The sequence below is a fragment of the Variovorax sp. Soil_C_12 genome (genome assembly GCF_057657375.1).
The window spans coordinates 379,766-401,883 of sequence record NZ_JBDGIO010000004.1 but is presented as its reverse complement, the minus strand read 5'-3'; the positions used below and the strand labels follow the sequence as shown (position 1 = coordinate 401,883).

Annotated in this window: 23 protein-coding genes; 16 read left to right on the top strand and 7 right to left on the bottom strand. The window is 66.6% G+C overall.

The window, feature by feature from the left end:
- The first annotated feature begins 101 nt into the window (after positions 1 to 101).
- Entirely contained in the window at positions 102 to 1,316 is a 1,215-nt protein-coding gene (locus tag AC3A6X_RS14160) for a M20 aminoacylase family protein (protein WP_487842773.1), read from the top strand.
- Positions 1,313 to 2,404: a M14 family metallopeptidase gene (locus tag AC3A6X_RS14155; protein WP_487842772.1), complete on the top strand. Its 1,092-nt coding sequence runs from the start codon at positions 1,313 to 1,315 to the stop codon at positions 2,402 to 2,404. The genes AC3A6X_RS14160 and AC3A6X_RS14155 overlap by 4 nt, the downstream gene beginning before the upstream one ends.
- Positions 2,405 to 2,410: 6 nt before the next feature.
- On the opposite strand, the gene AC3A6X_RS14150 is transcribed toward AC3A6X_RS14155, so the two are convergent.
- Positions 2,411 to 3,535, bottom strand: coding sequence for an ABC transporter substrate-binding protein (locus AC3A6X_RS14150; RefSeq protein ID WP_487842771.1), 1,125 nt, complete (start codon positions 3,533 to 3,535; stop codon positions 2,411 to 2,413).
- 76 nt (positions 3,536 to 3,611) lie between these two features.
- On the opposite strand from AC3A6X_RS14150, the gene AC3A6X_RS14145 reads away from it, so the two are divergent.
- From AC3A6X_RS14145 to AC3A6X_RS14135, 3 genes are read left to right on the top strand one after another with little or no spacing between them, the layout of a single operon-like run.
- Complete coding sequence (locus AC3A6X_RS14145; RefSeq protein ID WP_487842770.1) at positions 3,612 to 5,642, top strand: molybdopterin-containing oxidoreductase family protein; 2,031 nt, start codon at positions 3,612 to 3,614, stop codon at positions 5,640 to 5,642.
- Positions 5,643 to 5,651: 9 nt separating this feature from the next.
- Positions 5,652 to 6,794 (top strand): aminopeptidase, encoded by a 1,143-nt coding sequence (locus AC3A6X_RS14140; RefSeq protein WP_487842769.1) that lies wholly within the window; start codon positions 5,652 to 5,654, stop codon positions 6,792 to 6,794.
- Complete coding sequence (locus AC3A6X_RS14135) at positions 6,787 to 7,131, top strand: polyhydroxyalkanoic acid system family protein (protein ID WP_487842768.1); 345 nt, start codon at positions 6,787 to 6,789, stop codon at positions 7,129 to 7,131. The genes AC3A6X_RS14140 and AC3A6X_RS14135 overlap by 8 nt, the downstream gene beginning before the upstream one ends.
- Before the next feature lie 18 nt (positions 7,132 to 7,149).
- Here AC3A6X_RS14135 and AC3A6X_RS14130 read toward each other — a convergent pair whose 3' ends face one another.
- From AC3A6X_RS14130 to AC3A6X_RS14110, 5 genes are all read right to left on the bottom strand, one after another.
- Positions 7,150 to 7,404 carry an acyl-CoA-binding protein gene (locus AC3A6X_RS14130; protein ID WP_214691904.1) on the bottom strand — a complete coding sequence of 85 codons (255 nt, stop codon included), beginning with the start codon at positions 7,402 to 7,404 and terminating at the stop codon, positions 7,150 to 7,152.
- A gap of 65 nt (positions 7,405 to 7,469) precedes the next feature.
- Positions 7,470 to 8,300 carry a hypothetical protein gene (locus AC3A6X_RS14125; RefSeq protein ID WP_487842767.1) on the bottom strand — a complete coding sequence of 277 codons (831 nt, stop codon included), beginning with the start codon at positions 8,298 to 8,300 and terminating at the stop codon, positions 7,470 to 7,472.
- Positions 8,301 to 8,307: 7 nt separating this feature from the next.
- Complete coding sequence (locus tag AC3A6X_RS14120) at positions 8,308 to 8,982, bottom strand: TetR/AcrR family transcriptional regulator (RefSeq protein WP_487842766.1); 675 nt, start codon at positions 8,980 to 8,982, stop codon at positions 8,308 to 8,310.
- 112 nt (positions 8,983 to 9,094) lie between these two features.
- Entirely contained in the window at positions 9,095 to 9,598 is a 504-nt protein-coding gene (locus tag AC3A6X_RS14115; protein ID WP_487842765.1) for a phasin family protein, read from the bottom strand.
- A 77-nt stretch (positions 9,599 to 9,675) separates the two neighbouring features.
- Positions 9,676 to 11,457: a hypothetical protein gene (locus AC3A6X_RS14110; RefSeq protein ID WP_487842764.1), complete on the bottom strand. Its 1,782-nt coding sequence runs from the start codon at positions 11,455 to 11,457 to the stop codon at positions 9,676 to 9,678.
- Between the two features lie 257 nt (positions 11,458 to 11,714).
- Here AC3A6X_RS14110 and rfbB point away from each other — a divergent pair, with 257 nt between their 5' ends.
- The 11 genes from rfbB to AC3A6X_RS14055 all read left to right on the top strand — a co-directional run bounded on the left by rfbB (position 11,715) and on the right by AC3A6X_RS14055 (position 20,929).
- Entirely contained in the window at positions 11,715 to 12,776 is a 1,062-nt protein-coding gene (rfbB, locus tag AC3A6X_RS14105; RefSeq protein WP_487842763.1) for a dTDP-glucose 4,6-dehydratase, read from the top strand.
- The gene (gene rfbD, locus AC3A6X_RS14100; protein WP_487842762.1) at positions 12,773 to 13,663 is read left to right on the top strand and encodes a dTDP-4-dehydrorhamnose reductase; all 891 of its coding nucleotides are present in this window, start codon (positions 12,773 to 12,775) and stop codon (positions 13,661 to 13,663) included. Before rfbB ends, rfbD begins: the two co-directional genes overlap by 4 nt.
- A 21-nt stretch (positions 13,664 to 13,684) precedes the next feature.
- Positions 13,685 to 14,572: a glucose-1-phosphate thymidylyltransferase RfbA gene (gene rfbA, locus AC3A6X_RS14095; protein WP_487842761.1), complete on the top strand. Its 888-nt coding sequence runs from the start codon at positions 13,685 to 13,687 to the stop codon at positions 14,570 to 14,572.
- Positions 14,569 to 15,117: a dTDP-4-dehydrorhamnose 3,5-epimerase gene (gene rfbC / locus AC3A6X_RS14090; RefSeq protein WP_487842760.1), complete on the top strand. Its 549-nt coding sequence runs from the start codon at positions 14,569 to 14,571 to the stop codon at positions 15,115 to 15,117. The genes rfbA and rfbC overlap by 4 nt, the downstream gene beginning before the upstream one ends.
- A 75-nt stretch (positions 15,118 to 15,192) precedes the next feature.
- Positions 15,193 to 16,275 carry a CDP-glucose 4,6-dehydratase gene (gene rfbG, locus AC3A6X_RS14085; protein ID WP_487842759.1) on the top strand — a complete coding sequence of 361 codons (1,083 nt, stop codon included), beginning with the start codon at positions 15,193 to 15,195 and terminating at the stop codon, positions 16,273 to 16,275.
- Positions 16,272 to 17,102, top strand: a complete 831-nt coding sequence (locus tag AC3A6X_RS14080) for an NAD-dependent epimerase/dehydratase family protein (protein ID WP_487842758.1) — start codon at positions 16,272 to 16,274, stop codon at positions 17,100 to 17,102. The genes rfbG and AC3A6X_RS14080 overlap by 4 nt, the downstream gene beginning before the upstream one ends.
- The gene (locus tag AC3A6X_RS14075; RefSeq protein ID WP_487842757.1) at positions 17,099 to 18,079 is read left to right on the top strand and encodes a glycosyltransferase family 2 protein; all 981 of its coding nucleotides are present in this window, start codon (positions 17,099 to 17,101) and stop codon (positions 18,077 to 18,079) included. Before AC3A6X_RS14080 ends, AC3A6X_RS14075 begins: the two co-directional genes overlap by 4 nt.
- A gap of 11 nt (positions 18,080 to 18,090) precedes the next feature.
- Complete coding sequence (gene rfbF / locus AC3A6X_RS14070) at positions 18,091 to 18,861, top strand: glucose-1-phosphate cytidylyltransferase (protein ID WP_487842756.1); 771 nt, start codon at positions 18,091 to 18,093, stop codon at positions 18,859 to 18,861.
- Positions 18,851 to 19,564, top strand: a complete 714-nt coding sequence (locus tag AC3A6X_RS14065) for a class I SAM-dependent methyltransferase (RefSeq protein WP_487842755.1) — start codon at positions 18,851 to 18,853, stop codon at positions 19,562 to 19,564. The genes rfbF and AC3A6X_RS14065 overlap by 11 nt, the downstream gene beginning before the upstream one ends.
- Positions 19,561 to 19,956: a GtrA family protein gene (locus tag AC3A6X_RS14060; protein WP_487842754.1), complete on the top strand. Its 396-nt coding sequence runs from the start codon at positions 19,561 to 19,563 to the stop codon at positions 19,954 to 19,956. Before AC3A6X_RS14065 ends, AC3A6X_RS14060 begins: the two co-directional genes overlap by 4 nt.
- A gap of 19 nt (positions 19,957 to 19,975) precedes the next feature.
- Entirely contained in the window at positions 19,976 to 20,929 is a 954-nt protein-coding gene (locus tag AC3A6X_RS14055; protein WP_487842753.1) for an FkbM family methyltransferase, read from the top strand.
- Positions 20,930 to 20,972: 43 nt separating this feature from the next.
- Here AC3A6X_RS14055 and AC3A6X_RS14050 read toward each other — a convergent pair whose 3' ends face one another.
- Positions 20,973 to 22,115: a glycosyltransferase family 4 protein gene (locus AC3A6X_RS14050; RefSeq protein ID WP_487842752.1), complete on the bottom strand. Its 1,143-nt coding sequence runs from the start codon at positions 22,113 to 22,115 to the stop codon at positions 20,973 to 20,975.
- Between the last annotated feature and the right edge of the window lie 3 nt (positions 22,116 to 22,118).

The following is a 22,118-nucleotide window of genomic DNA, read 5'->3' as shown; positions in this document are numbered from 1 at the left end:
ATTGTCTCGGAACTTGTGCTGCGGCCGTAAGGAAATTGGCCTCTGCTTTGCCAGAGGCACGGGCTTTGCGAGTACTTCCTGCTAAGCCTAGACTCTTCCCCATGAAACTCATCGACTCCCTGGTTACCCAGGCGGGCGGCATCGCCACCGTCCGACGTGACCTGCATGCCCATCCCGAACTCTGCTTCCAGGAGCAGCGCACCGCCGACGTGGTGGCGGCCAAGCTCACTGAATGGGGCATCCCCATCCACCGCGGCCTGGCCACCACCGGCGTGATCGGCATCGTGAAGAACGGCAGCAGCCCCCGCGCCGTCGGCCTGCGCGCCGACATGGACGCGCTGCCGGTCACCGAGCTCAACACCTTCGCCCATGCCAGCAAGCACCCCGGCAAGATGCACGCCTGCGGCCACGACGGCCACACCGCGATGCTGCTGGCGGCCGCACAGCACCTGGCGAAAAACCGCAACTTCGACGGCACGGTCTACCTGATCTTCCAGCCGGCCGAGGAGGGCGGCGGCGGGGCGCGCGAGATGGTCAAGGAGGGCCTCTTCGAGCAGTTCCCGATGGAGGCCGTGTTCGGCATGCACAACTGGCCCGGCATGAAGGCCGGCCAGTTCGCCGTCAGCCCCGGGCCGGCGATGGCCTCGAGCAACGAGTTCACCATCACCATCCGGGGCAAGGGCGGGCATGCGGCGCTGCCGCACACGGGCATCGACCCGGTGCCGATCGCCTGCGAGATGGTCCAGGCCTTCCAGACCATCATCACCCGCAACAAGAAGCCGACCGAGGCCGGCGTGATCTCGGTCACCATGATCCACGGCGGCGAGGCGAGCAACGTGATCCCCGATTGCTGCGAGCTCAAGGGCACGGTGCGCACCTTCACGCTGGAGGTGCTGGACTTGATCGAGGCGCGCATGAAGAAAATCGCCGAGCACGTGAGCGCGGCGCACGACGCCGAGTGCGACTTCCACTTCCACCGCAACTACCCGCCCACCATCAACACCGCGGCCGAGGCCAACTTCGCGCGCCGCGTGATGGCCGGCATCGTCGGGGAGGAGAACGTGCTGGTGCAGGAGCCGGCGATGACGGCCGAGGACTTCGCCTTCATGCTGCTGGCCCGGCCCGGCGCCTATGCCTTCATCGGCAACGGCGACGGCAGCCACCGCGAACTGCACCACGGCGGCGGGCCCTGCATGCTGCACAACGCCAGCTACGACTTCAACGACGAGCTGATCCCGCTGGGCGCGACCTGCTGGGTGCGGCTGGCCGAGGAGTTCCTGAAGAGTCCGAAGCTTGCCGAAGGAAGCGCCGCATGATCGGCGTCGGCGAGGCTTTTGCGCCGCGCTACGCACAGGCCCGCCGCAAGTTTCTCGAGGGGTGCGCGAGCGCGGGCCTGGCTGTGCAGTCCCATGTGCATCCGCTGCGGGGCCGCGACGGCGAGGAGCTGGCGATGGACGTGGCGCTCGATGGCGACGCGAATGCCGCAAGCCTGCTGATCGTGAGCAGCGGCTGCCACGGCGTCGAGGGCCATTGCGGCAGCGGCGCGCAGGTGTTCGCGCTGTACGACGCCGAGTGGCGCGAGAAGGCGCGGGACCAGGGCGTGGCGGTGCTGTACGTGCATGCGCTCAATCCGCACGGCTTCTCGCACGGGCGGCGCGTCACGCACGAGAACGTGGACCTGAACCGCAACTTCCTCGACTTCTCGAAGCCGCCGCCGGTGAACGAGGCCTATGCCAGCCTGCATGCGCTGCTGCTGCCCGAGCAATGGCCGCCCTCCGCGGCCAACCAGGCCGCCATCGACAGCCTTATCGCGCGCGAGGGCCTGGGCTTCTACCAGGCCGCCGTATCGCGCGGCCAGTACCAGTTCGCCGATGGCCTGTTCTACGGCGGCAACGCGCCGACCTGGAGCAACAGCACCGTGCGCGAGGTGCTGCGCACCCATGCAGGCCGGGCGAGTCGCGTTGGCTGGATCGACCTGCACACCGGCCTCGGGCCCAACGGCATCGGCGAGCGCATCTTCGCCGGCCGGGACGACAAGGCCGCCTATGCGCGGGCCAATGCCTGGTGGGGCAACTCAGCGGCGCCGGTGACTTCGATGTACGACGGCTCCTCGACCTCGGCCTTCCTGACCGGGCTGATGTGCTACGCCCTGGACGACGAATGCCCCCAGGCCGAGCACACCTCGATCGCGCTGGAGTACGGCACCGAGCCCATGCTGGAAGTGACGGCCGCGCTGCGCGGCGACCACTGGCTGCACCGGCACCCCCAGGCGCCGGCCGAGCTGGCCGAGGCCATTCGCGCGCGCATGTTCGCAGCCTTCTACAGCGACACCGATGCCTGGCGCGGGCAGGTGATCAGCCAGGCGCGGCAGGCGATGTTCCAGGCGGTCGACGGCCTGGACTAACGTCCCTCAGGTCCGGATGCGGCCATCCCCGGTGATCATCGACAGCTCCACGAACTTCGATCCCACGTGGTTGCGCGGCGAGAAAGAGACTTCGAAGCCGCCGAACTGCTGCCGGTCGATGCTCTCCAGCCCCGCGATCAGGCTCTCGCGCGTGAGCTTGCCGGGCGCACGGCGCAGGCCTTCGGTCAGCACCTTCGCGGCCAGGTAGCCCTCCATGCTGGAGAAGTTGGACTGGACCGAGCCGCCGCTCTTCTTCACCGCCTCGTTGAACTCGCGCGTGATCCCGTTCGCGGCGTAGTAGGGGGAGGGCACGACCTGGGTGACGACCACCCCGGCGCCGTCCTTGCCCAGCTCGTCGGCCAGGGCCTGCGTGCCGACGAAGGACACGTTGTAGAAGGTGCCGCCGTAGCCCGCCTTGCGCGCCTCGCGGATGAAGGCGGCGCAGGACTTGTAGGCGCTGACCTGGACCACGGCGTCGGGCCTGGCAGCCACGATGGTCTTCACCGCCGCGGCAACGTCGACCGTGTTGCGCTCCACCGTGGCCAGGGCGGCCGGCTTCAGGTCGAGCTGCGAGAGTGCCAAGGTCACGCCGTCCAGGCCGGCCTTGCCGTAGGCGTCGTTCTGATAGAAGACCGCGATCTTCTTCAGGCCCAGGTGGGTGAGCTGCTTCACGATCAGCGCCGTCTCGTCGTTGTACGAGGCGCGCAGATGGAACACGTTGCGGTGGAAGGGCTCGCGCAGCGCCATGGCCCCGGTGAAGGGCGCGATGAACGGCACTTTCGCATTCACCGCCAGCGGCAGGGCCGCCAGGCTGGTGGGCGTACCGATGTAGCCGAAGAGCGCGAACGCGTCGTCGTCGATCAGCTTCTTCGTGTTGGCGGCGCAGCGATCGGGCTCGTAGCCGTCGTCCAGGAACTTGATCTGCACGTCGCGGTGGCCGGGCAACGCGTTGTACTGGTCGAGGTACAGCTTGGCGCCCTGGTGGAACTGGATACCCAGCTGCGCCGCCGGCCCGCTGAAGGGCGCCGACTGGCCGAGCACGATGGGCGCTTCGCTCTGGGCCCTCGCAAGGTTGAAGCCACCGAGTGCCGCGGCACCGGCCGCTATCGAAAAATGCCTGCGATGGATCATCGTGAAAACTCCAGAGCGCCGCTGCGGCGCAGAACTTAGACTTGACCGGTCTTCTCGTTTCCGGCCCGCTCATCCCATGAACTCCCCGACCCAGGTGCTCGGCGCCTGTCCCCACGACTGCCCCGACACCTGCTCCCTCGTGACCACCGTGCAGGACGGCAAGGCCGTCAAGCTGCAGGGCAACCCGGCCCATCCGCACACGGCCGGCGTGCTGTGCACGAAGGTCTCGCGCTACATCGAGCGCAATGACCATCCCGAGCGCCTGCTGCAGCCCCTGAAGCGGGTCGGCCCCAAGGGCAGCGGCCGCTTCGAGCCGGTGAGCTGGGATGCGGCCCTGTCCGACATCGCCGAACGCCTGAACGTGTTACTGCGTAACAATTCGTCAGAATCGATTCTGCCCTACAGCTATGCCGGAACCATGGGTTTGGTGCAGGGCGAGTCGATGGATCGTCGCTTTTTCCACAAGATGGGTGCCTCGTTGCTGGACCGCACCATTTGCTCGACGGCAGGGAGTGAGGCCTTAAGTTTTACCTTGGGCGCTAAGGTCGGCATGCGCGTCCAATTCTTCGCCGAGGCGAAGCTGATCCTGATCTGGGGCAGCAACTCGATCGCGAGCAACCTGCATTTCTGGCGCCATGCGCAGGCTGCCAAGCGCGCCGGCGCCAGGCTGGTGTGCATCGACCCGCGCCGGACCGAGACCGCCGACAAGTGCGACGAGCACATCGCGCTGCTGCCGGGCACCGACGCGGCCCTGGCCTTCGCCCTGATGCACGAGCTGATCGTCAACGACTGGCTGGACCACGACTACATCGAGCGCCACACCCTGGGCTGGGAGCCGCTGCGCGAGCGCGCCCTGCAATGGCCGCCGGCGCGCGCGGCCGCGGTCTGCGGCGTGCCCGAGGCGCAGATCGTGGCGCTGGCGCGCGCCTACGGCACCACCCGGCCGGCGGCGATCCGCCTCAACTACGGCATGCAGCGGGTGCGCGGCGGCGGCAACGCGGCGCGGGCCATCGCCTGCCTGCCCGCGCTGGTCGGCGCCTGGCGGGAGCGCGCGGGCGGGCTACTGCTGAGCAGCTCGGGCCAGTTCCCGGTGGACCGCGCCGCGCTGCAGCGGCCCGACCTGCTGGCCGGCCGGCGCCCGCGCACCATCAACATGAGCACCATCGGCGATGCCTTGCTCGACACGGCGAATCCGGTCCGAGCGCTGGTGGTCTACAACAGCAACCCGGTGGCGGTCGCGCCCGAGTCGGGCAAGGTGGTGGCCGGCTTCGCGCGCGAGGACCTGTTCACCGTGGTGCTGGAGCAGTTCCAGACCGACACCGCCGACTATGCCGACTACGTGCTGCCGGCCACCACCCAGCTGGAGCATTGGGACATCCACACCAGCTACGGCCACACCGACGTGCTGCTGAACCGGCCGGCGCTGGCGCCGCGCGGCGAGGCGCGCAGCAATGCCTGGGTGTTCCGCGAGCTCGCCCGCCGCATGGGCTTCGACGAGCCGTGCTTCTCCGACGACGACGAGACCTTGTGCCGCAGCGCCTTCGCCCCCGGCACGATCGATGTCGAGGAGCTCCAGGCGCAGGGCTTCAGCACCCTGGAGCTGCCCGACGCGCCTTTCGCCGAAGGCGGCTTCCCCACGCCCTCGGGCCGCTGCGAGTTCTTCAGCACGCGCCTCGCCGCGCAAGGCCAGGACGGGCTGCCCGACCACCTGCCCAACTACGAGCCGGCCGGCAGCTCGACGGAGTTTCCGCTGGCGATGATCTCGCCGCCGGCGCGCAACTTCCTCAACTCGAGCTTCGTCAACGTCAGGAGCCTGCGCGCGATCGAGGGCGAGCCGCTGCTGGAGATCCACGAGGCCGATGCTGCCGCGCGCGGCATCGTCGACGGCGCGATGGTGCGCGTCTTCAACCGTCGCGGCGAGCACCGCTGCCGCGCCGAGGTCTCGCGCCGCGCCCGACCCGGCGTGGTGCATGGCCTGGGCATCTGGTGGCGCAAGCTCGGGGTGGACGGCACCAACGTCAACCAGCTCACCAGCCAGCGGCTGACCGACATCGGCCGAGGGCCCACCTTCTACGACTGCCTGATCGAGGTGGCCCCTGATGCCTGAGGCGCCGGCATGAGCTCGAGGCGCGCGGTCTTCGCGGCCACGGCCGTGTTCGCCCTGGCCGGCTGCGCCGACCTGGGCTACTACTGGCAGTCGGCCAGCGGCCACCTGGCGCTCATGCGCGCGGCGCGGCCGGTGCCCGAGTGGCTGCAGGACCCGGCCGCCTCCGACGCGCTCAAGGCCAAGCTGGAGCTCACGCAGCGCATCCGCCGCTTCGCGGTCGCCGAGCTGGGCCTGCCCGACAACCCGAGCTACAAGGCCTACGCCGACCTGCACCGGCCCGCCGCGATCTGGAACGTGGTGGCGGCGCCCGCTCATTCGCTCACCCTCAAGACCCGGTGCTTCCCGGTCGCCGGCTGCGTCGGCTACCGCGGCTACTACGACGAGGCCGCGGCCCGGGCAGAGGCGGCCGCCCTGAGCGCCCAGGGCCTGGAAACGGTGGCCTACCCGGTGCCGGCCTATTCCACGCTGGGCTGGATGAACTGGGCGGGCGGGGACCCGCTGCTGTCCACCTTCATCGGCTATCCGGAAGGCGAGCTGGCCCGCATCGTGTTCCACGAGCTGGCGCACCAGGTGCTGTACGTGGCCGGGGACACCATGTTCAACGAGTCCTTCGCGACCGCGGTGGAGCGCATCGGCGGGGCCCGTTGGCTGCAGTCCCAGGCCGGCGAGCCGGCGCGGCTCGAGTACGCCCAGTTCGACGGCCGGCGCCAGCAGTTCCGCGCCCTCACGGCGCAAACGCGCCAGGTGCTGAAGGACATCTACGCCTCGAAGGAGGCGCAGGCCCAGGACTGGGCCGCGGTCGATGCGCAAAAGAAGGCCGCGATGGAAGACTTCCGCCAGCGCTACGCTGCCATGCGCGCCGGCTGGAGCGGCCCGCGGCAGGGCGCCTACGACGGCTGGGTGGCGCGCGCCAACAATGCACTGTTCGGCGCGCAGGCCGCATACGACGAACTGGTGCCGGGCTTCGAGGCGCTGTTCGAGCGCGAGGGCCGGGATTGGCCGCGCTTCTATGCAGCCGTCAAGCGCCTGGCTGCGCTGCCCAAGGACGAGAGAATGTCGGCGCTGCGGCCCGGGGACGTCGCGGCGCCCGCGGCCCGCAAGCCGATCGAAGAACCCCATCAGCCAAGCCGACAGGGAGGGCCCGGTGCCTGATATCCATATCGAACGCAGCCATCAACTCGGCATCGACGCCGCGCGCGCCATCGCGCGCAAATGGGTCCGCCAGGTCGAGCAGGAGTACGGGCTGGAGTGCAGCTACGAGGAGGGCCCCGCCCGCGACCTCGGCCGCTTCAGCCGCGCGGGCATCGATGGCAGCGTCGAGGTCAGCGGCGACAGCTTCAGGCTGCAGGCGACACTGGCCGGACTGTTCGCCGGCTTCAGCGGGCAGATCGAGCAGCGCTTGCGGCAGAAGCTGGACGACCTGCTGGGCCAGCGCAAAGACGACGAAGACGAAGACGACGACGCCTACAACGACAAGGACTGGTTGTAAGGCCGCGACGCCTGCTGCTCAGCGCAGCGACTCGATCAGGTCGATGTACTTCTGCTTGGCCTCGTCGGCGCCCAGGCCCTTCTGGGCGGTCCAGGCGTCCCACTTGGCGCGCGCGACGATGTCGCTGAAGCTGGGCTTCTTCTCGGTGTTGTCGCCCTGCGTCGCCTGCTTGAACAGGCCGTAGATCTTGAGCAGCGTCGGGTTGTCCGGACGCTCGGCGAGCAGTTTGGAGTTGGCTTGGGCGGCTTCGAAGAGGGCGTTCAGGTCGGACATGGCGGCGATCGTGTGGCTGGGGCCCGCATCTTAAGTGACGATGCCGTCGATAAAGCGGCCAGGATTCAGTCGGACAGGCCTGCACGCGCCAGCTCGACATCGAGCCGCTCGCGCGCGTCGACCGGCTCGATGGCCGCGGCCCGTTCGTAGAGGCCGGTGGCCTCGGCCGTGCGTGCCTCGCCTTCCAGCATCAGCAGGCCGCGGGCGTATTCCATCAGCGCGCCGGGCGAGTTCGGGTGGAGTTCCAGGCCGTGCTGGAACAGCTCGATCGCGGTTTCGGCCCGCACGCCGTAGGTCATGCGCCCGACCAGCGCCCCGACCTTGTCGATCACCTCCGCATGGAAGGCCGCCAGCGCCACATGGGCGGCGGCATGCCGTGGCTGGAGTGCGATCACGCGCTCGAGCGCACCCTTGACCTTCGAGCCCAGGCCCTGCGCCAGCGCCCTTGCCACGCTGATCCCCTGGCTGTAGCGGCCCAGGGCGTAGGCCTGCCAGTACAAGGCCTGCCAGTTCTCCGGTTCGTCTTCGACCTGGGCGGCCGCGCGCTCGGCGACCTGCTTGAACAGGGCCTGCCGGCATGCCTCGCGCGGCTCCAGGTAGTTGGCATAGATGGCCGTGGCCTGGTTCGCCAGCACCAGGCCTTCGCGGCCATGCCGCAAGCCCAGGTTGGCGGCCCGCTCGAACTCGCCGCTGTGGTAGAGCGCCCAGCCCTCGGCCAGCGGGCCGGGTGCCGGCGGCGGCATCCCGTGGCCGACATGCAGTCGCCGCCACTGCTGCAGCACCGTGGCAGCATCGAAGCGCGGCGTGTCCCGATAGGGCATTGCAGCCCAGGGTTCCAGGCCCGGCACCGTGTCGGAGGACAACAGCGAGAAAGGTTGAAGGTCGGGATGGGCCATGCGGTGTTCAGACGGTTGCCGCTTGATCTTCGCCTGCATAGGCGTTGCTCAGTGTCAGCAAATGCCGCCGTTGTTCGGCGGCGAGGTAGGGAGCGAGCAGATGCAGCGTGTGGTGCGCGCCGCGCAACAGGGCACCCTGGGCATGGCCGGGCTCCAGCGCCTCCCGCGGATTGCGCACGTACTCGTAGCTCAGCCAGTAGGTCAGCACCACCACCATGCTCTGGGCCAGCGGGTCGACCTCGCGCGTGTCGATGTCCAGGTGGCCGGCCCGGCTCATGCCGGCGAGCAGGGTCCGGATGGCGCGCGCCTTGTTCTGCAGCACCAGCTGGAACTGCGTCTCCAGGCGCCGGTTCTTGGACAGCAGGTCGTTGAGGTCGCGGTACAGGAAGCGGTAGCGCCAGATCAGCTCGAACAGGCTGTGCATGAAGAACCAGGCGTCCTCCACGTCGTGCACGCCTTCGCTGGCGTGGAGCAGCTCGTTGAGCTCGGTCTCGTAGCCCTCGTAGAGCCGGTTGATCAGCTCGTCCTTGGCGGGGTAGTGGTAGTAGAGGTTGCCGGGGCTGATGTTGAGCTCGCCCGCCACGAGCGTGGTCGAAACGTTCGGCTCCCCGAACCGGTTGAACAGGTCCAATGCGGCTTCGAGGATGCGTTGCGCGGTGCGCCGTGGCGCTTTCTTGGCCATGTGCTCGTAGCCCCCGGTTTGTCTCTGCAGGCGACTCTAGCGCAAGTCCCGGGCCGCGGGGGATTGCTGCACTGCGGCGGGATCGCCGGCGGCCCCATCGGGGCGCCAGGGGTCAGGCGTCGCCGCTCGGCTTGCGTCGCCGCGAAGGCTTCGCCGCGGCTTCGGCCGGATGGCGAGCGGCCGTCTTGCGCGGGGTGCGCGCGGGGCGGGCGGCGCCCTCCTTGTGCTTGAGTTGGGCTTCGAGCGCCTCGACGCGCGCCTGCAGCGCCGCGACCTCCTCCGCCGAGGGGATGCCGAGTTTTTCGAGCGCGCGCGCCACGCGGTCCTCGAAGATGGATTCCAGCTTGCCCCAGCCTCCCGCGGCCCGGTTGCCGAAATCGCTGGCGAAGCCGGTCATGCGGGCCTGGGCCTGGGCCAGGGTTTCCTCGGCGGCTTGCTGGGTTTTTTTCTGGACGCCGACACCGTCCTTCACCAGCGCCTCGAAGGCCTTGCTGCCTTCCTGCTGCATCTTGGCGAAGGCGCCAAGGCCGGCGAGCCAGATTTGTTGGGCGGAGTCCTTGATGCGGTCGGTCTTGTCGTCAGTCTTGTCGTCGGGCTTGTCGGTTGGCTTTGCCATGGGTTGACCTCCGGATGCGAATGGGGCGACTTTAGAGCACGAACTCCGCGGCTTTTAGAGCCGGATGCTCATCTGCGTCAGCCGTGGTGCAGAAGATGATGAAGATCGTCGCGGACCAGCGCCGCGCCGGAGGCGACGGCGTGCTTGATCTGGTCCCATCGGGACGCGTCGGTCGTCGAGGGCCCGGGCCTGCCGGTGCCCGCCGGGAGCATCGCTGCGCCCAGCAAGCCCAGACAGGCCGCCGCCATGAACAAGCTGACCGCGTGCCGGCCGGCACGCCGCTCGTGCGAAGCGTGGGGCACGCGTGCGGGGGCTTTCTTCACGACGCCCGGGGCAGGGTCCGGCCGCATGGCAATTCGCTGCAGGTGGAATCCCAGCCGCCGGTCATCGGCGCCCAGCCCCATGTCGCACGGCCGCTGCGGATCGGTGATCTCGAACTCGAGCACGAGCGCGGGCGTCTTCCTGGCCTCATGAAATCGAGCGTACAGGTTGAAGCGCGCGTCGGCCTTTTCGGGGGTGCCTTCCGCCACTTGAAGGTCGGCCCGCTGGCCGTTGATCCACGCCCGAACGATGGGGTTGCGTGCAGAGGTTCCTACAAAAAGCAGGCCCTCGATGCAGATGAGCAACTGTTCGGGCGCGTCGTTCGGGTGGGCGGCATCGAACGGGATGACGATGCAAGCACGCTCGCCCGCGGTCCAGACGCCTGTGCCCTCCGGCATGTGCCAGCCAAAACTGAGCCATCCCGTCGCGGCCTGGCCGCTGTGGAACTCATGGATGCGGTCGAGCGCCAGGGTGGGTAGCGCGCGCAGTCCGGCGCTGTGTGCGTCCAGGCCCCAGCGGGTCCCGAACACCCGATCCAGCGCATCGTCCGGAAAGCGGGACGGCCGCGGGGGGACCGTGCCCGGACCTGCGCAGATCCTGGCCAGCCCTTCCAGCGACGCGATGCCCGGACCGACGAAAGCCCAGTCCGAACAGGCGGCTGGCAGCCGGCTGCGATTGTGGCGGTCCGGCGCGATCAGGTGCCGCGACGGCTTGATGAAATAGTTCGCCTCGAGCAGCGCGCCGGACGAAAGCCCGCAAACGAATTCCAGGTTGTCCGCGCACAGCAGCGCATAGGTGTTCTCGTCCGTCCAGGCTGCATTGGGGATCTGGGCTGCGAGTTCCACGAGGTGCCGCAGGTCGGGCTCGTAGGGGTGTGGCTTGATCACGAGGAGGTCCACGCGCCCGGCAAGCTCCCGCACTTCTTCCAGCGCATCGAGCGGGCGGGCGATCTTGCCGTCCCTGACCAGTGCCAGGTCGATGGCGGTCTGTCCGCAGAACAGCCCGACGCGGAGGTCCCGGCTGAAGAGGAAGGGAGCGCTTCGCCGCGAGAAATAGCCCTGCAGCACGCCCGCTTCGTTCCAGTAGCCTTCCTCGTCGATGCGCCAGGTGGCGAGCGCCGCTTCGATCAGTCGATCGTTGGTGCGGGCGCAGAAGGCCAGATGCGAAGCGAAGCGGACCGGTGCGATCTCGAGATCGATGAACGATGCGCCGCCCCGGTCGATGCCATGCATGAGCGATGGCGGCAGGCCCCAGCCGATCACCAGCATGCCGGGGTCGAACCGCGGCATCAGCCCCGCTTCCGCCAGCGGGCCCAGATCGGCGATGCTCGCCTGCGCCCAGCCTTCCGGGCGACGGGGCAGGGACAGCACGCCCATCATCGCCGCGACGTCGAGTTCGCCGCCTTCGGACCGTGGGAACATCTCCCGCAAGGGCATGCCGAGGCGCCTGGCCGGCAGGCCGAAGGCCCCGCAGAGGAATCGGCGGTTCGCGGGATGCGACTGCAGCGTGTTGTCGGACGAGCGAAAGAAGTCGTCCATGAAGATAATTTCGCGGAAGCGTGCAGCGCCTGTCATTTTTTTTTGTTACCTCGACAACCCAACACGGACCCGGCCCCGGTCGAGGGAGTTCCGGGCTTTACCCGGGCTTCACCCACGACGCAATGCGCGGGGTCGGAATGCGGCAGCCCAGCCCTCCGGGGTGCTCCTGTGGACGCCGCAGTTGCCCTATCTCGCGATGGGATAATCCCCGGTTGCCGGCGCAGGCGGGCTTTTCACATTCCACAACGGGAGACTGCATGATCCTGGTTACCGGCGGCGCCGGCTTCATCGGCGCCAACTTCGTTCTCGACTGGTTGGCTCAAAGCGACGAGACCGTCGTCAACCTCGACAAGCTGACGTACGCCGGCAATCTCGAGACGCTGGCTTCGCTCGACAACAACCCGAAGCACATCTTCGTGCAGGGCGACATTGGCGACAGCGCCCTGGTCGACCGGCTGCTGGCCGAACACCAGCCGCGCGCCGTGCTCAACTTCGCGGCCGAGTCGCATGTGGACCGCTCGATCCACGGGCCCGAGGACTTCGTCCAGACCAATGTGCTCGGCACCTTCCGCCTGCTCGAATCGGTGCGGGGCTACTGGGGTGGTTTGCCGGCAGAGCAGAAGGCGGCCTTCCGCTTGCTCCATGTCTCGACCGACGAGGTCTACGGCTCGCTCTCGGCCAGCGACCCGGCCTTCACCGAAGAGAACAAGTACGAGCCCAACAGCCCCTACTCGGCCAGCAAGGCCGCGAGCGACCACCTGGTGCGCGCCTGGCACCACACCTACGGCCTGCCGGTGCTCACCACCAACTGCTCGAACAACTACGGCCCCTTCCACTTCCCCGAGAAGCTGATCCCGCTGATGATCGTCAATGCGCTCGCCGGCAAGCCGCTGCCCGTGTACGGCGATGGCATGCAGGTGCGCGACTGGCTCTACGTGAAGGACCACTGCGGCGCCATCCGCCGCGTGCTCGAGGCCGGCCGGCTCGGCGAGACCTACAACGTGGGCGGCTGGAACGAGAAGCCCAATATCGAGATCGTCCACACCGTGTGCGCGCTGCTCGACGAACTGCGCCCGCGCGCCGACGGCCGCAGCTACAAGGAGCAGATCAGCTTCGTGACCGACCGCCCCGGCCACGACCGCCGCTACGCCATCGACGCGCGCAAGCTCGAGCGCGAACTGGGCTGGAAGCCGGCCGAGACCTTCGACAGCGGCATCCGCAAGACCGTCGAGTGGTACCTGGACAACACGGCCTGGGTGCACAACGTGCAAAGCGGCGCCTACCGCGACTGGGTGAAGAAGCAGTACGAGGCCGCATGAAGCTGTTGCTGCTCGGCAAGACGGGGCAGGTGGGCTGGGAGCTGCAGCGCAGCCTGGCGCCGCTCGGCGAACTGGTGGCGCTGGGCTCCGCGAGCACCGATTTCGCGGGCGACCTGCGGCATCCGGAGCAGGTGGCGCAGACGGTGCTGACGCTTCGTCCCGAGGTGATCGTCAATGCCGCGGCCCACACCGCGGTCGACAAGGCCGAGAGCGAGCCCGAGCTCGCGCGCACCCTGAACGCGACCGCGCCCGGCGCCATCGCGCAGGCGGCCCAGGAGGTCGGCGCGCTGATGGTGCACTACTCCACCGACTACGTGTTCGACGGCAGCGGCGAGCGCCCCTGGCAGGAAGACGATGCCACCGGGCCCCTCAGCGTCTACGGGCGCACCAAGCTCGAGGGCGAGCAACTGATCGCCGCGCACTGCCCGAAGCACCTGATCTTTCGCACCAGCTGGGTCTATGCCGCGCGCGGCGGCAACTTCGCCAAGACCATGCTGCGGCTGGCCAAAGAGCGCGAGCGGCTCACCGTGATCGACGACCAGTTCGGCGCACCGACCGGCGCCGAGCTGGTGGCCGACGTGACGGCCCATGCGATCCGCGACACGCTGCGCGAGCCGGGCAAGGCAGGCCTTTATCACCTCGCGGCTGCGGGCGAGACCACCTGGAACGGCTATGCGCGCTTCGTGCTCGAGCAGGCGGAGGCGGCCGGCATTGCGTTGAAAGCCGGCCCTGCAGCGGTCGACGCTGTCCCGACGAGCGCATTCCCGACGCCGGCGATGCGTCCTCACAATTCGCGCTTGAGTACGATCAAGCTCCAATCGGCCTTCGGCCTCAGCCTGCCGCCCTGGCAGACCGGCGTCGCGCGCATGCTGCACGAGACGCTCTGATTCACGACCCGAGAAAAATTCATGACGCAACGCAAAGGCATCATCCTCGCCGGCGGCTCCGGCACGCGCCTGCATCCGGCCACGCTGGCGATCAGCAAGCAGCTGCTGCCCGTGTACGACAAGCCGATGATCTACTACCCGCTGAGCACGCTGATGCTGGGCGGCATGCGCGACATCCTGATCATCAGCACGCCGCAGGACACGCCTCGCTTCCAGCAATTGCTGGGCGATGGGAGCCAGTGGGGCATCAACATCCAGTATGCGGTGCAGCCGAGCCCGGACGGGCTGGCGCAGGCTTTCATCATCGGTGACAAGTTCGTGGGCAATGCGCCGAGCGCCCTGGTGCTGGGCGACAACATCTTCTACGGCCACGACCTCGTGCCCCTCCTCGCCGACGCCGATGCCAAGGACAAGGGCGCCACTGTCTTTGCCTACCACGTGCAAGACCCCGAGCGCTATGGCGTGGTCGCCTTCGATGCGAACGGCAAGGCCAGCAGCATCGAAGAGAAGCCGGCCAAGCCCAAGAGCAGCTATGCGGTGACCGGGCTCTACTTCTACGACAACCAGGTGGTCGACATCGCCAAGGCGGTGAAGCCCAGCGCGCGCGGCGAGTTGGAGATCACGGCCGTCAACCAGGCCTACCTGGAGCGCGGCCAGCTCAACGTGCAGATCATGCAGCGCGGCTATGCCTGGCTGGACACCGGCACCCACGAGAGCCTGCTCGAGGCCGGGCAGTTCATCGCGACGCTGGAGCATCGGCAGGGGCTCAAGATTGCTTGCCCCGAGGAAATCGCGTGGCGCAACGGCTTCATCACGACGGAGCAACTCGCGACGCTGGCCAAGCCGCTGGAGAAGAGCGGCTACGGCAAGTATCTGAATCGCCTGATGAAGGACGAGGTGCGCTCGTGAAGGTTACTCCTACTGCGATTCCGGATGTGCTCGTGATCGAGCCGAAGGTCTTCGGCGATGCGCGCGGGTTCTTCTACGAGAGCTTCAATGGCAAGGCCTTCGATGAGGCCGTCGGCCGCCACGTCGAGTTCGTGCAGGACAACCATTCGCGATCCGTCAAGGGTGTTCTGCGAGGTCTTCACTACCAGATCCAGCAGCCGCAAGGGAAGCTGGTGCGCGTGGTGCGTGGCGCGGTTTTCGATGTCGCCGTGGACATCCGCAAGTCATCGCCGACCTTCGGGCAGTGGGTGGGTATGGAGCTCACGGAAGAGAACCACAAGCAGATGTGGGTGCCTGAGGGATTTGCGCACGGGTTCCTGGTGGTGAGCGAGTCGGCGGACTTTTTATACAAGACGACGGACTACTATGCGCCGGTGCATGAGCGGTGCATTCGCTGGGATGACCCGGGGCTGGGCATCCGGTGGCCGGACCTGGGCGTGCAGCCGACGCTGTCGGCGAAGGATCAAGCCGGCTCGTCGCTCGAGAAGGCCCAGTTGTTCGATTGAGCGTGGCGAGTCCGCCGGGCGCGAGCACCGCCATGAGCTCGATCGAGGACGATTGTTGAGAAGCAAAGAAAACAGATGACGGACACCGGGAATTTCGAAGAGGTTTTGCGCGGCCGCAAGGTCTTCGTCACGGGCCATACCGGATTCACCGGTGGCTGGGCTTGCCTGTGGTTGCGCTCGCTCGGCGCTACCGTTGCGGGGTATTCGCTGCCGCCCGACACCACGCCATCGCTTTTCGCGGCCGCAGATATCGCGTCGGAGGTTCCCGGTACCTTCGGCGACATCAGCGACTACGAGCCCTTGCTTGAGGCCATGCGAAGCTTCGAGCCTGAACTGGTGCTGCACCTGGCTGCACAGCCGCTCGTCCGGCGCTCGTATCGCGAACCGCTGAGGACCTTCCTGGTCAACGCGCAGGGCACGGCCCATGTGCTCGAAGCGGCGCGCAGCATAGGCAGCGTGCGCGGCGTGGTCTGCGTGACCACCGACAAGGTGTACCGGAACAACGAATGGCCGTGGCCCTACCGGGAGAACGATCCCCTGGGCGGCAAGGATCCCTACAGCGCGTCCAAGGCCGCGGCTGAAATGGTGATCCAGAGCTATGCCGCGTCCTATCCTTTTTCCAAGGGTGAGGGGCCGGCCGTTGCCATTGCGCGCGGCGGCAACATCGTTGGGGGAGGCGACTGGTCCGAGGATCGGCTCATTCCCGATTTCGTGCGCAGCGTGGTTGCAAGCACGCCGCTGACCTTGCGCTATCCCGACGCGACGCGGCCCTGGCAGCACGTGCTCGCGCTGGTCCACGGCTATCTGCTCCTGATGGCGAGGCTCGTGGGCCCCAAGGCGCAGGAGTTTGCGCGTGCATGGAACCTCGGTCCACAGGACCCGAGGCAATACTCGGTGCGCGAGGTCCTGGAACTCATGAGCAGCGAGTGGCAGCGCCCGCCTTTGGAGTTCATGAACAATCCGCTGCCGGAAGCGGGCGCGCTGGCGCTCGACAGTTCGTTGGCGCGCAACCTGCTGGGTTGGGCGCCCGCCTGGGACACTCAGCGCGTGATTCGGGAAACGGCGTCGTGGTATCGCACGTACTATGAAGCGCCGCAAACCGCGAAGGCTTTGACCTTGGCTCAGATCGATGCCTGGCGCGAGGCCATCGCCGAATGATCTATGTGATCGGGGGGCGTGGTCGGCTCGGGCGCGCGATCCAGTCGTCACTTCCATCGGACGAGGTCGTCGTGCTGGAAAGGGCGATCTATGAAGACTGGTGGCAAAGCGATGCCGCGCCGCGGATCGCCCGCTTCTTCGAGGTCGCACCGGCAGGGTCGGCCATCCTGGTCGCTGCGGGGCTGCTCGATCCCGCGTTGCCGCGTGCCGATCACCAGCGCGTCAATGTCGAGCTTCCCGTGCGCGTGATGGAAGCTGCGTCAAAGTCGGGCCAGCGCGTGGTCACCTTCGGCACGGTGATGGAGCGGCTGGTCGAGCACCCCAATCCCTATGTCGCCACCAAAGCCGAGCTCGGGCGTGTCGTGGCGGAGCGCGCCGCAGCGGGCGATGCCGTCCTGCATATGCAGGTTCATACGCTGTACGGCGGCGGCGAGCCAGCTCCTTTCATGTTCCTGGGGCAACTCCTGCGGGCGTTGCGAGAAGGGCGTCCTTTCGAGATGTCCCCGGGTCGCCAATTGCGCGAATACCATCACGTGGACGACGACGTGGCTGCCGTTCATGCAGCGCTCGAGTCCGGCGCAAGCGGCGTGGTGGCGATCAGCCATGGCGAGCCCTGTACCCTACGCGACCTGGCATCCCATGTGTTCGCCGCGCTGGATCGTGTCGAGTTGCTGCGCGTGGGCGCGCGGCCCGAGCCACCCGACGACAACTATGCAGCCGTGCTTGCCAAGCCGCGCGTGTTCGAGAATATCCGTTTCCGTCCGGCGCTCCCCGGTGTCACGGCCTATTTGAAAGCCCTCCTTCCAGAGCCACAACAACAAGCATGAACGACGGTAGTCTTCCGCCGGTGCGACGACCGCTGGTGTCGATCTCCATTCCCGTCCTGAACGAGGCGGGCAACCTCGACGCGCTCTACGCACGCCTCGCCGCCCTCGCGGATCGCATGGCGGACCGCTGCGATCTCGAGTTCGTCTTTACCGACAATCACTCGGACGACCAGACTTGGCCGATGCTCGAGAAGCTGGCCTCGGCGGACCCACGGGTGCGCGCCATGCGCTTCTCGCGCAACTTCGGCTTTCAGAGCTCTATCCTCGCGAACTACCTGCATGCGCGCGGCGACGCGGTCATGCAGATCGATGCGGACCTGCAGGATCCCCCGGAGATGCTGGAGCAGTTCTTCACGCTCTGGCAGCAGGGCTATCACGTCGTCTATGGGATCCGGCGCAAACGGCCGGAGGGCCGGCTGCTGCAGATGATCCGCAAGTTCGGCTACTGGGTAATCGACACGGTCAGCGAGCACCCGATCCCACGCGACGTTGGTGATTTCAGGCTGGTAGACCGCGCTGTCATTGAGGCCATCGCGAAGTTCCGGACCGCCAATCCGTACCTGCGCGGAATGATCGCCGGACTTGGCTTCAACCAGACCGGCGTGGTCTATGACCGCGATGCCCGGACTTCCGGGGAAAGCAAGTTCAACGTGACCCGGTTGGTGCGGCTCGGGCTCACCGCGGTCTTCAATCACTCCACCGTGCCCTTGCGCATGGCCTCGTTCCTGGGCCTGGCAATCCTGCTCGCAAGCCTGGTCGGCGCCTTGTACTATGTGGTGCTGCGCTTGGTTCGACCGGACCTTCCCCCCGGATTCATCAGCATACAGCTGCTTGTCCTCTTCGGCATTGGACTCAACGCCCTGTTGCTCGGGATCATCGGGGAGTACCTTCTTAGAATCTATCGCGTCCTCCGGTCTGATCCGATCGCGATCGTGGAGTGCAGCCTGAACATAGGGCCAAGCGAACTGAAACTCTAGCAAGGAGCCCAATGAAAGCAGTCATTCTTGCGGGCGGACTCGGCACGCGGATCGCCGAGGAGTCCGACACCAAGCCCAAGCCGATGGTAGAAGTCGGGGGCAAGCCACTGTTGTGGCACATCATGAAGATCTACGCCCACCACGGCATCAACGACTTCGTGATCTGCCTGGGCTACAAGGGCTACGTGATCAAGGAGTTCTTCTTCAACTATTACCGGCACATGTCCGACATGCGCATCGACCTGCGCACCGGCGATCACCAGATCCTCAATTCACAGTCCGAGGATTGGCGCATCACGTTGGTGGACACCGGTGCCGAGACCATGACAGGCGGGCGGCTGAAGCGGGCCGCATCGTACCTGGACAAGGAGACGTTCTGCCTGACTTATGGCGATGGCCTGTCGGATGTGGACGTCGGTGCGGAGCTGGCTTTCCATCGCCGGCACGGCAAGCTGGCAACCGTCCTGGCGGTCCAGCCGCCGGGCCGATTCGGTGTGCTGAATCTCGATGGGTCGCAGAACGTCTCCAGCTTCGTCGAGAAGCCAAAAGACGAGATCGGCTGGATCAATGGGGGCTTCTTCGTGCTCGAGCCGGCAGTGATCGACTATGTCGAGGACGACGCGACCTCCTGGGAAAAGGCGCCACTGATGAGCCTGGCCCGCGACGGGCAACTGGCAGGCTTCCAGCACAGCGGCTTCTGGCAGCCCTGCGATACCTTGCGAGACAAGCGCGAGCTCGAGGCCCTCTGGAACTCTGGCAAGGCGCCCTGGTATGTCTGGTAATTCCACTCCAACCGAAGAGAGCCGGGCCGGCAGCAAGGTCTACTTCGACGAGTACTCGGCGAACTACGACGAGCTGCTGCACGAGAGCACGAAGTTCTATGCGGCGGACTCGGAATACTTCGCCAAGTACAAGGTCGACCTGATTCGGCAGGCGTCGACGCGGCCGGTCGCCCGCGTGCTCGAGTATGGATGCGGCACTGGGCGCAATATCGAACACCTCCGGACAGCCTTTCCGAATGCGGAGGTTATGGGTACGGACGTGTCCGCGGCAAGCCTGGAAGTCGCGGCTGCGAGCAATCCGGCGGCCAGCTTCGCGGTCGAGCGCGACGGCCTGGACATCGGCAAATTCGACCTGATCTTCGTGGCCAGCGTCTTCCATCACATCCCGCCCGCGGAGCGGCCGGGCGTGATGCGGATGCTGGCCCAACGCCTGGCGCCGCAAGGCTCGATCGATGTGTTTGAACACAACCCCTACAACCCAGTGACACGCCGGATCGTCAACACCTGCCCCTTCGACGCCGATGCCATCCTGCTGAAGCCCGAAGAGCTGCGCTCCCTGATCAGGGGCGCCGGTATCGATCTGCAGCGCCTGTCGTACTGTCTGTTCGTGCCGCCGCGTCTGTCATGGCTGGCGCCGCTGGAGAGGTACCTGGGCTGGCTGCCCCTCGGCGGCCAGTACTGGGTCCGAGGATCGGCGCCTTGACCGGCTATCTGCTGCGCTTCGCCACCGTCGGGGTGCTCAACACCCTGCTGGGCTACGCGGTGATCTTCCTGTGCATGTATGTGCTCGGCCGGGGCGCCGTGACCAGCAATGTGATCGGATATGCGGTCGGCCTACTGGTTTCGTTCGCCCTCAACAGGACCTTCACCTTCCGCAGCACCTCGGCCGCCTTACCGGAAGCCCTCCGGTTCCTGGTCATCTTCGTCTTGGCATACTTGGCCAACCTGGGCGTGCTGATCATCCTGACTCGGCAGCTGCATGTCCATGAAGGCCTGTCGCAAGTCCTTGCCGGCGTCGTCTATTTCGTGCTCTCCTTCGCGCTGAGCAAGTACTACGTGTTCAAGATTTCCCACGGTGATGCGCACACGCCATGACGCATCCAGGAGCTAGCGCATGATTTCCTACGCCCAGAACTTCGAAGATGTCATGGTCGCCCGGCTCTTCCCGCGCGACCATCGCGGGTTCTACATCGACGTGGGGGCCGCAGATCCGGTGCACCTGTCGGTGACCAAGCATTTCTACGATGCGGGCTGGCAAGGCGTGAATGTGGAGCCCCTGCCCACCTTCCATGAAAAGCTGAAGGCGGCCCGCCCTCGGGATATCAATCTCCAGGCGGTGATCGGTCAGTCCGACGGCCAGCGCACCTTCTTCGAGATCGCGGAGCTGCTCGAGAACTCGACCAGCGATGAACAGGTCATGGCGCTCCTCAAGGAGCAGGGGCGGACGGTCCGAACCCACCAGGTCGATGTGATCAGCCTCAAGAATGTCTGCGAACGCTACGCCGGCGACCGGGTGATCGACTTCATGAAGATCGATGTCGAAGGTGGCGAGCTGGAAGTGTTGCAGAGCGCGGACTGGCAGCGTTTCCGTCCGATCCTGCTGGTCATTGAGGCGGTCGTCGTGAATGGGCGCGAGGAAACGTGGGCAAATTGGGAATGGGTCCTTACCGGGCAGGGCTATGAAAGGGTCTGGTTCGACGGCCTCAACAACTTCTACCTGAGGCGCGAGAGCCTGCACCTGAAGGAGCATTTCCGCCTGCCTCCAAATGTTTTTGACGACTTCACCAAGGCAAGGCTCGAGGTGGCGGGTGAGGAGTGGATCGATGTGTCCGAGATGCTCAAGCGGATCGACTCCGATCGTCACGCCAAGCAGGCCGTGGTGGATCGGCTCATTGGCGAGGTCTCGGCGATCGATGCCGATCGCCAGGCGAAGCAGGAGGTGATCGACCGGATTCTGGCCGAACTCTCGGCTGTGGAGGCTGATCGCCGAGCCAAGCAGGAAGCCATCGATCGTCTCAACGCCGAGCTTGCCGCGGTCAGGTCGGCGGGCGGTACCGGCCGCCTCTGAGCGCGCAACCACCCCACGCAGCTCAGGCACAGCAAGCGCCTGCTTAGATGAGAACGTCGACCTCGCCCTGAAGCGCGCGCAGCTCCGCCCACTTGCGATAGAAGGCCGAGTAGGCGCCTGCGCTGCCGCTGGCTGCAACGGCGTGGACTGCATTCGCGACCTCGGCTGCGAACGGCTCCCATCGAAACTGCCTGCCCTGCTCGGCGCCTTGTGCGATCAGCCGCGCGCGAACCGCTGGGTCGCGCACGGTGCGCAGCGCTTCCACCATCTCGGGGACGGAGCGGCCGCTTATCTTTAGGGCGGCGTTGCCGGTCACCTCGGGCAGCGAGCCGTGCGAGGTAGAGATCACGGGGCAGTGGCAGTTCATGGCCTCGGCCACAGGCAAGCCGAAACCTTCATAGAGCGAGGGATAGACCAGGGCTGCTGCGCCGCTGTAGGCCGGGGCGAGTTTTTCATCATGGAGGTCGACCTGAATGATGGTGTGGCCCTTGCTGTCGGTACTCGCCGTGGGGACGCTCTTTTCGCCGCCGACGCACAGCACATCGAAGTCCACCTCGCCCATGGTCATGAGCGCGTCGAAGAACAGGCTCGCATTCTTGTAGTTCTTGTTCTGCACTCGCGAGCCCACGAAGATGTAGTAGGGACGCGTCAATCCCATCTCGCGCCGGAACGCGTCGACGGCGCCTGCGTTGCTCGGCTTGAAGACCTCGGGATCGACACCGCAATGCGCGACCGTGGTGGTGTTCGGATCCAGCTCGGGGTAGTACTCGAGAAGATCCTTGCGGGTATTGCGGGAGATGCAGATATGGCGGCGTGCATGCGCGATTGCCACCTCCTTCTCGCGCCAGTCCCTGGCCGTGAGATCGAAGCCCAGCCGCTCGGGGATCATGTCGTAGATCAGCAGCAGCGATGGTGTCTGCAGCGGACTGGTGTAGTAGGTGGAAATGAAGACCTTCGCGTCGTAGTGGCGGCAGACGCGCTCCAGCAGAGCCGAATCCTGCGGGGTGTACTTCGACTTGTAGGTAGGAAAGGGTACGACTTCCACACCGGGGATCTTCTCGTCGAATCCGCCTCGATCGAGGAACACGATGGGCATCTGCACCTTCGATGCCAGCATGGGAAGAATGGCCCGCCAGATGCGCGCGATGCCCGATTGCGCCAGCTGGAAGAAAACTCCATCAATCACGAG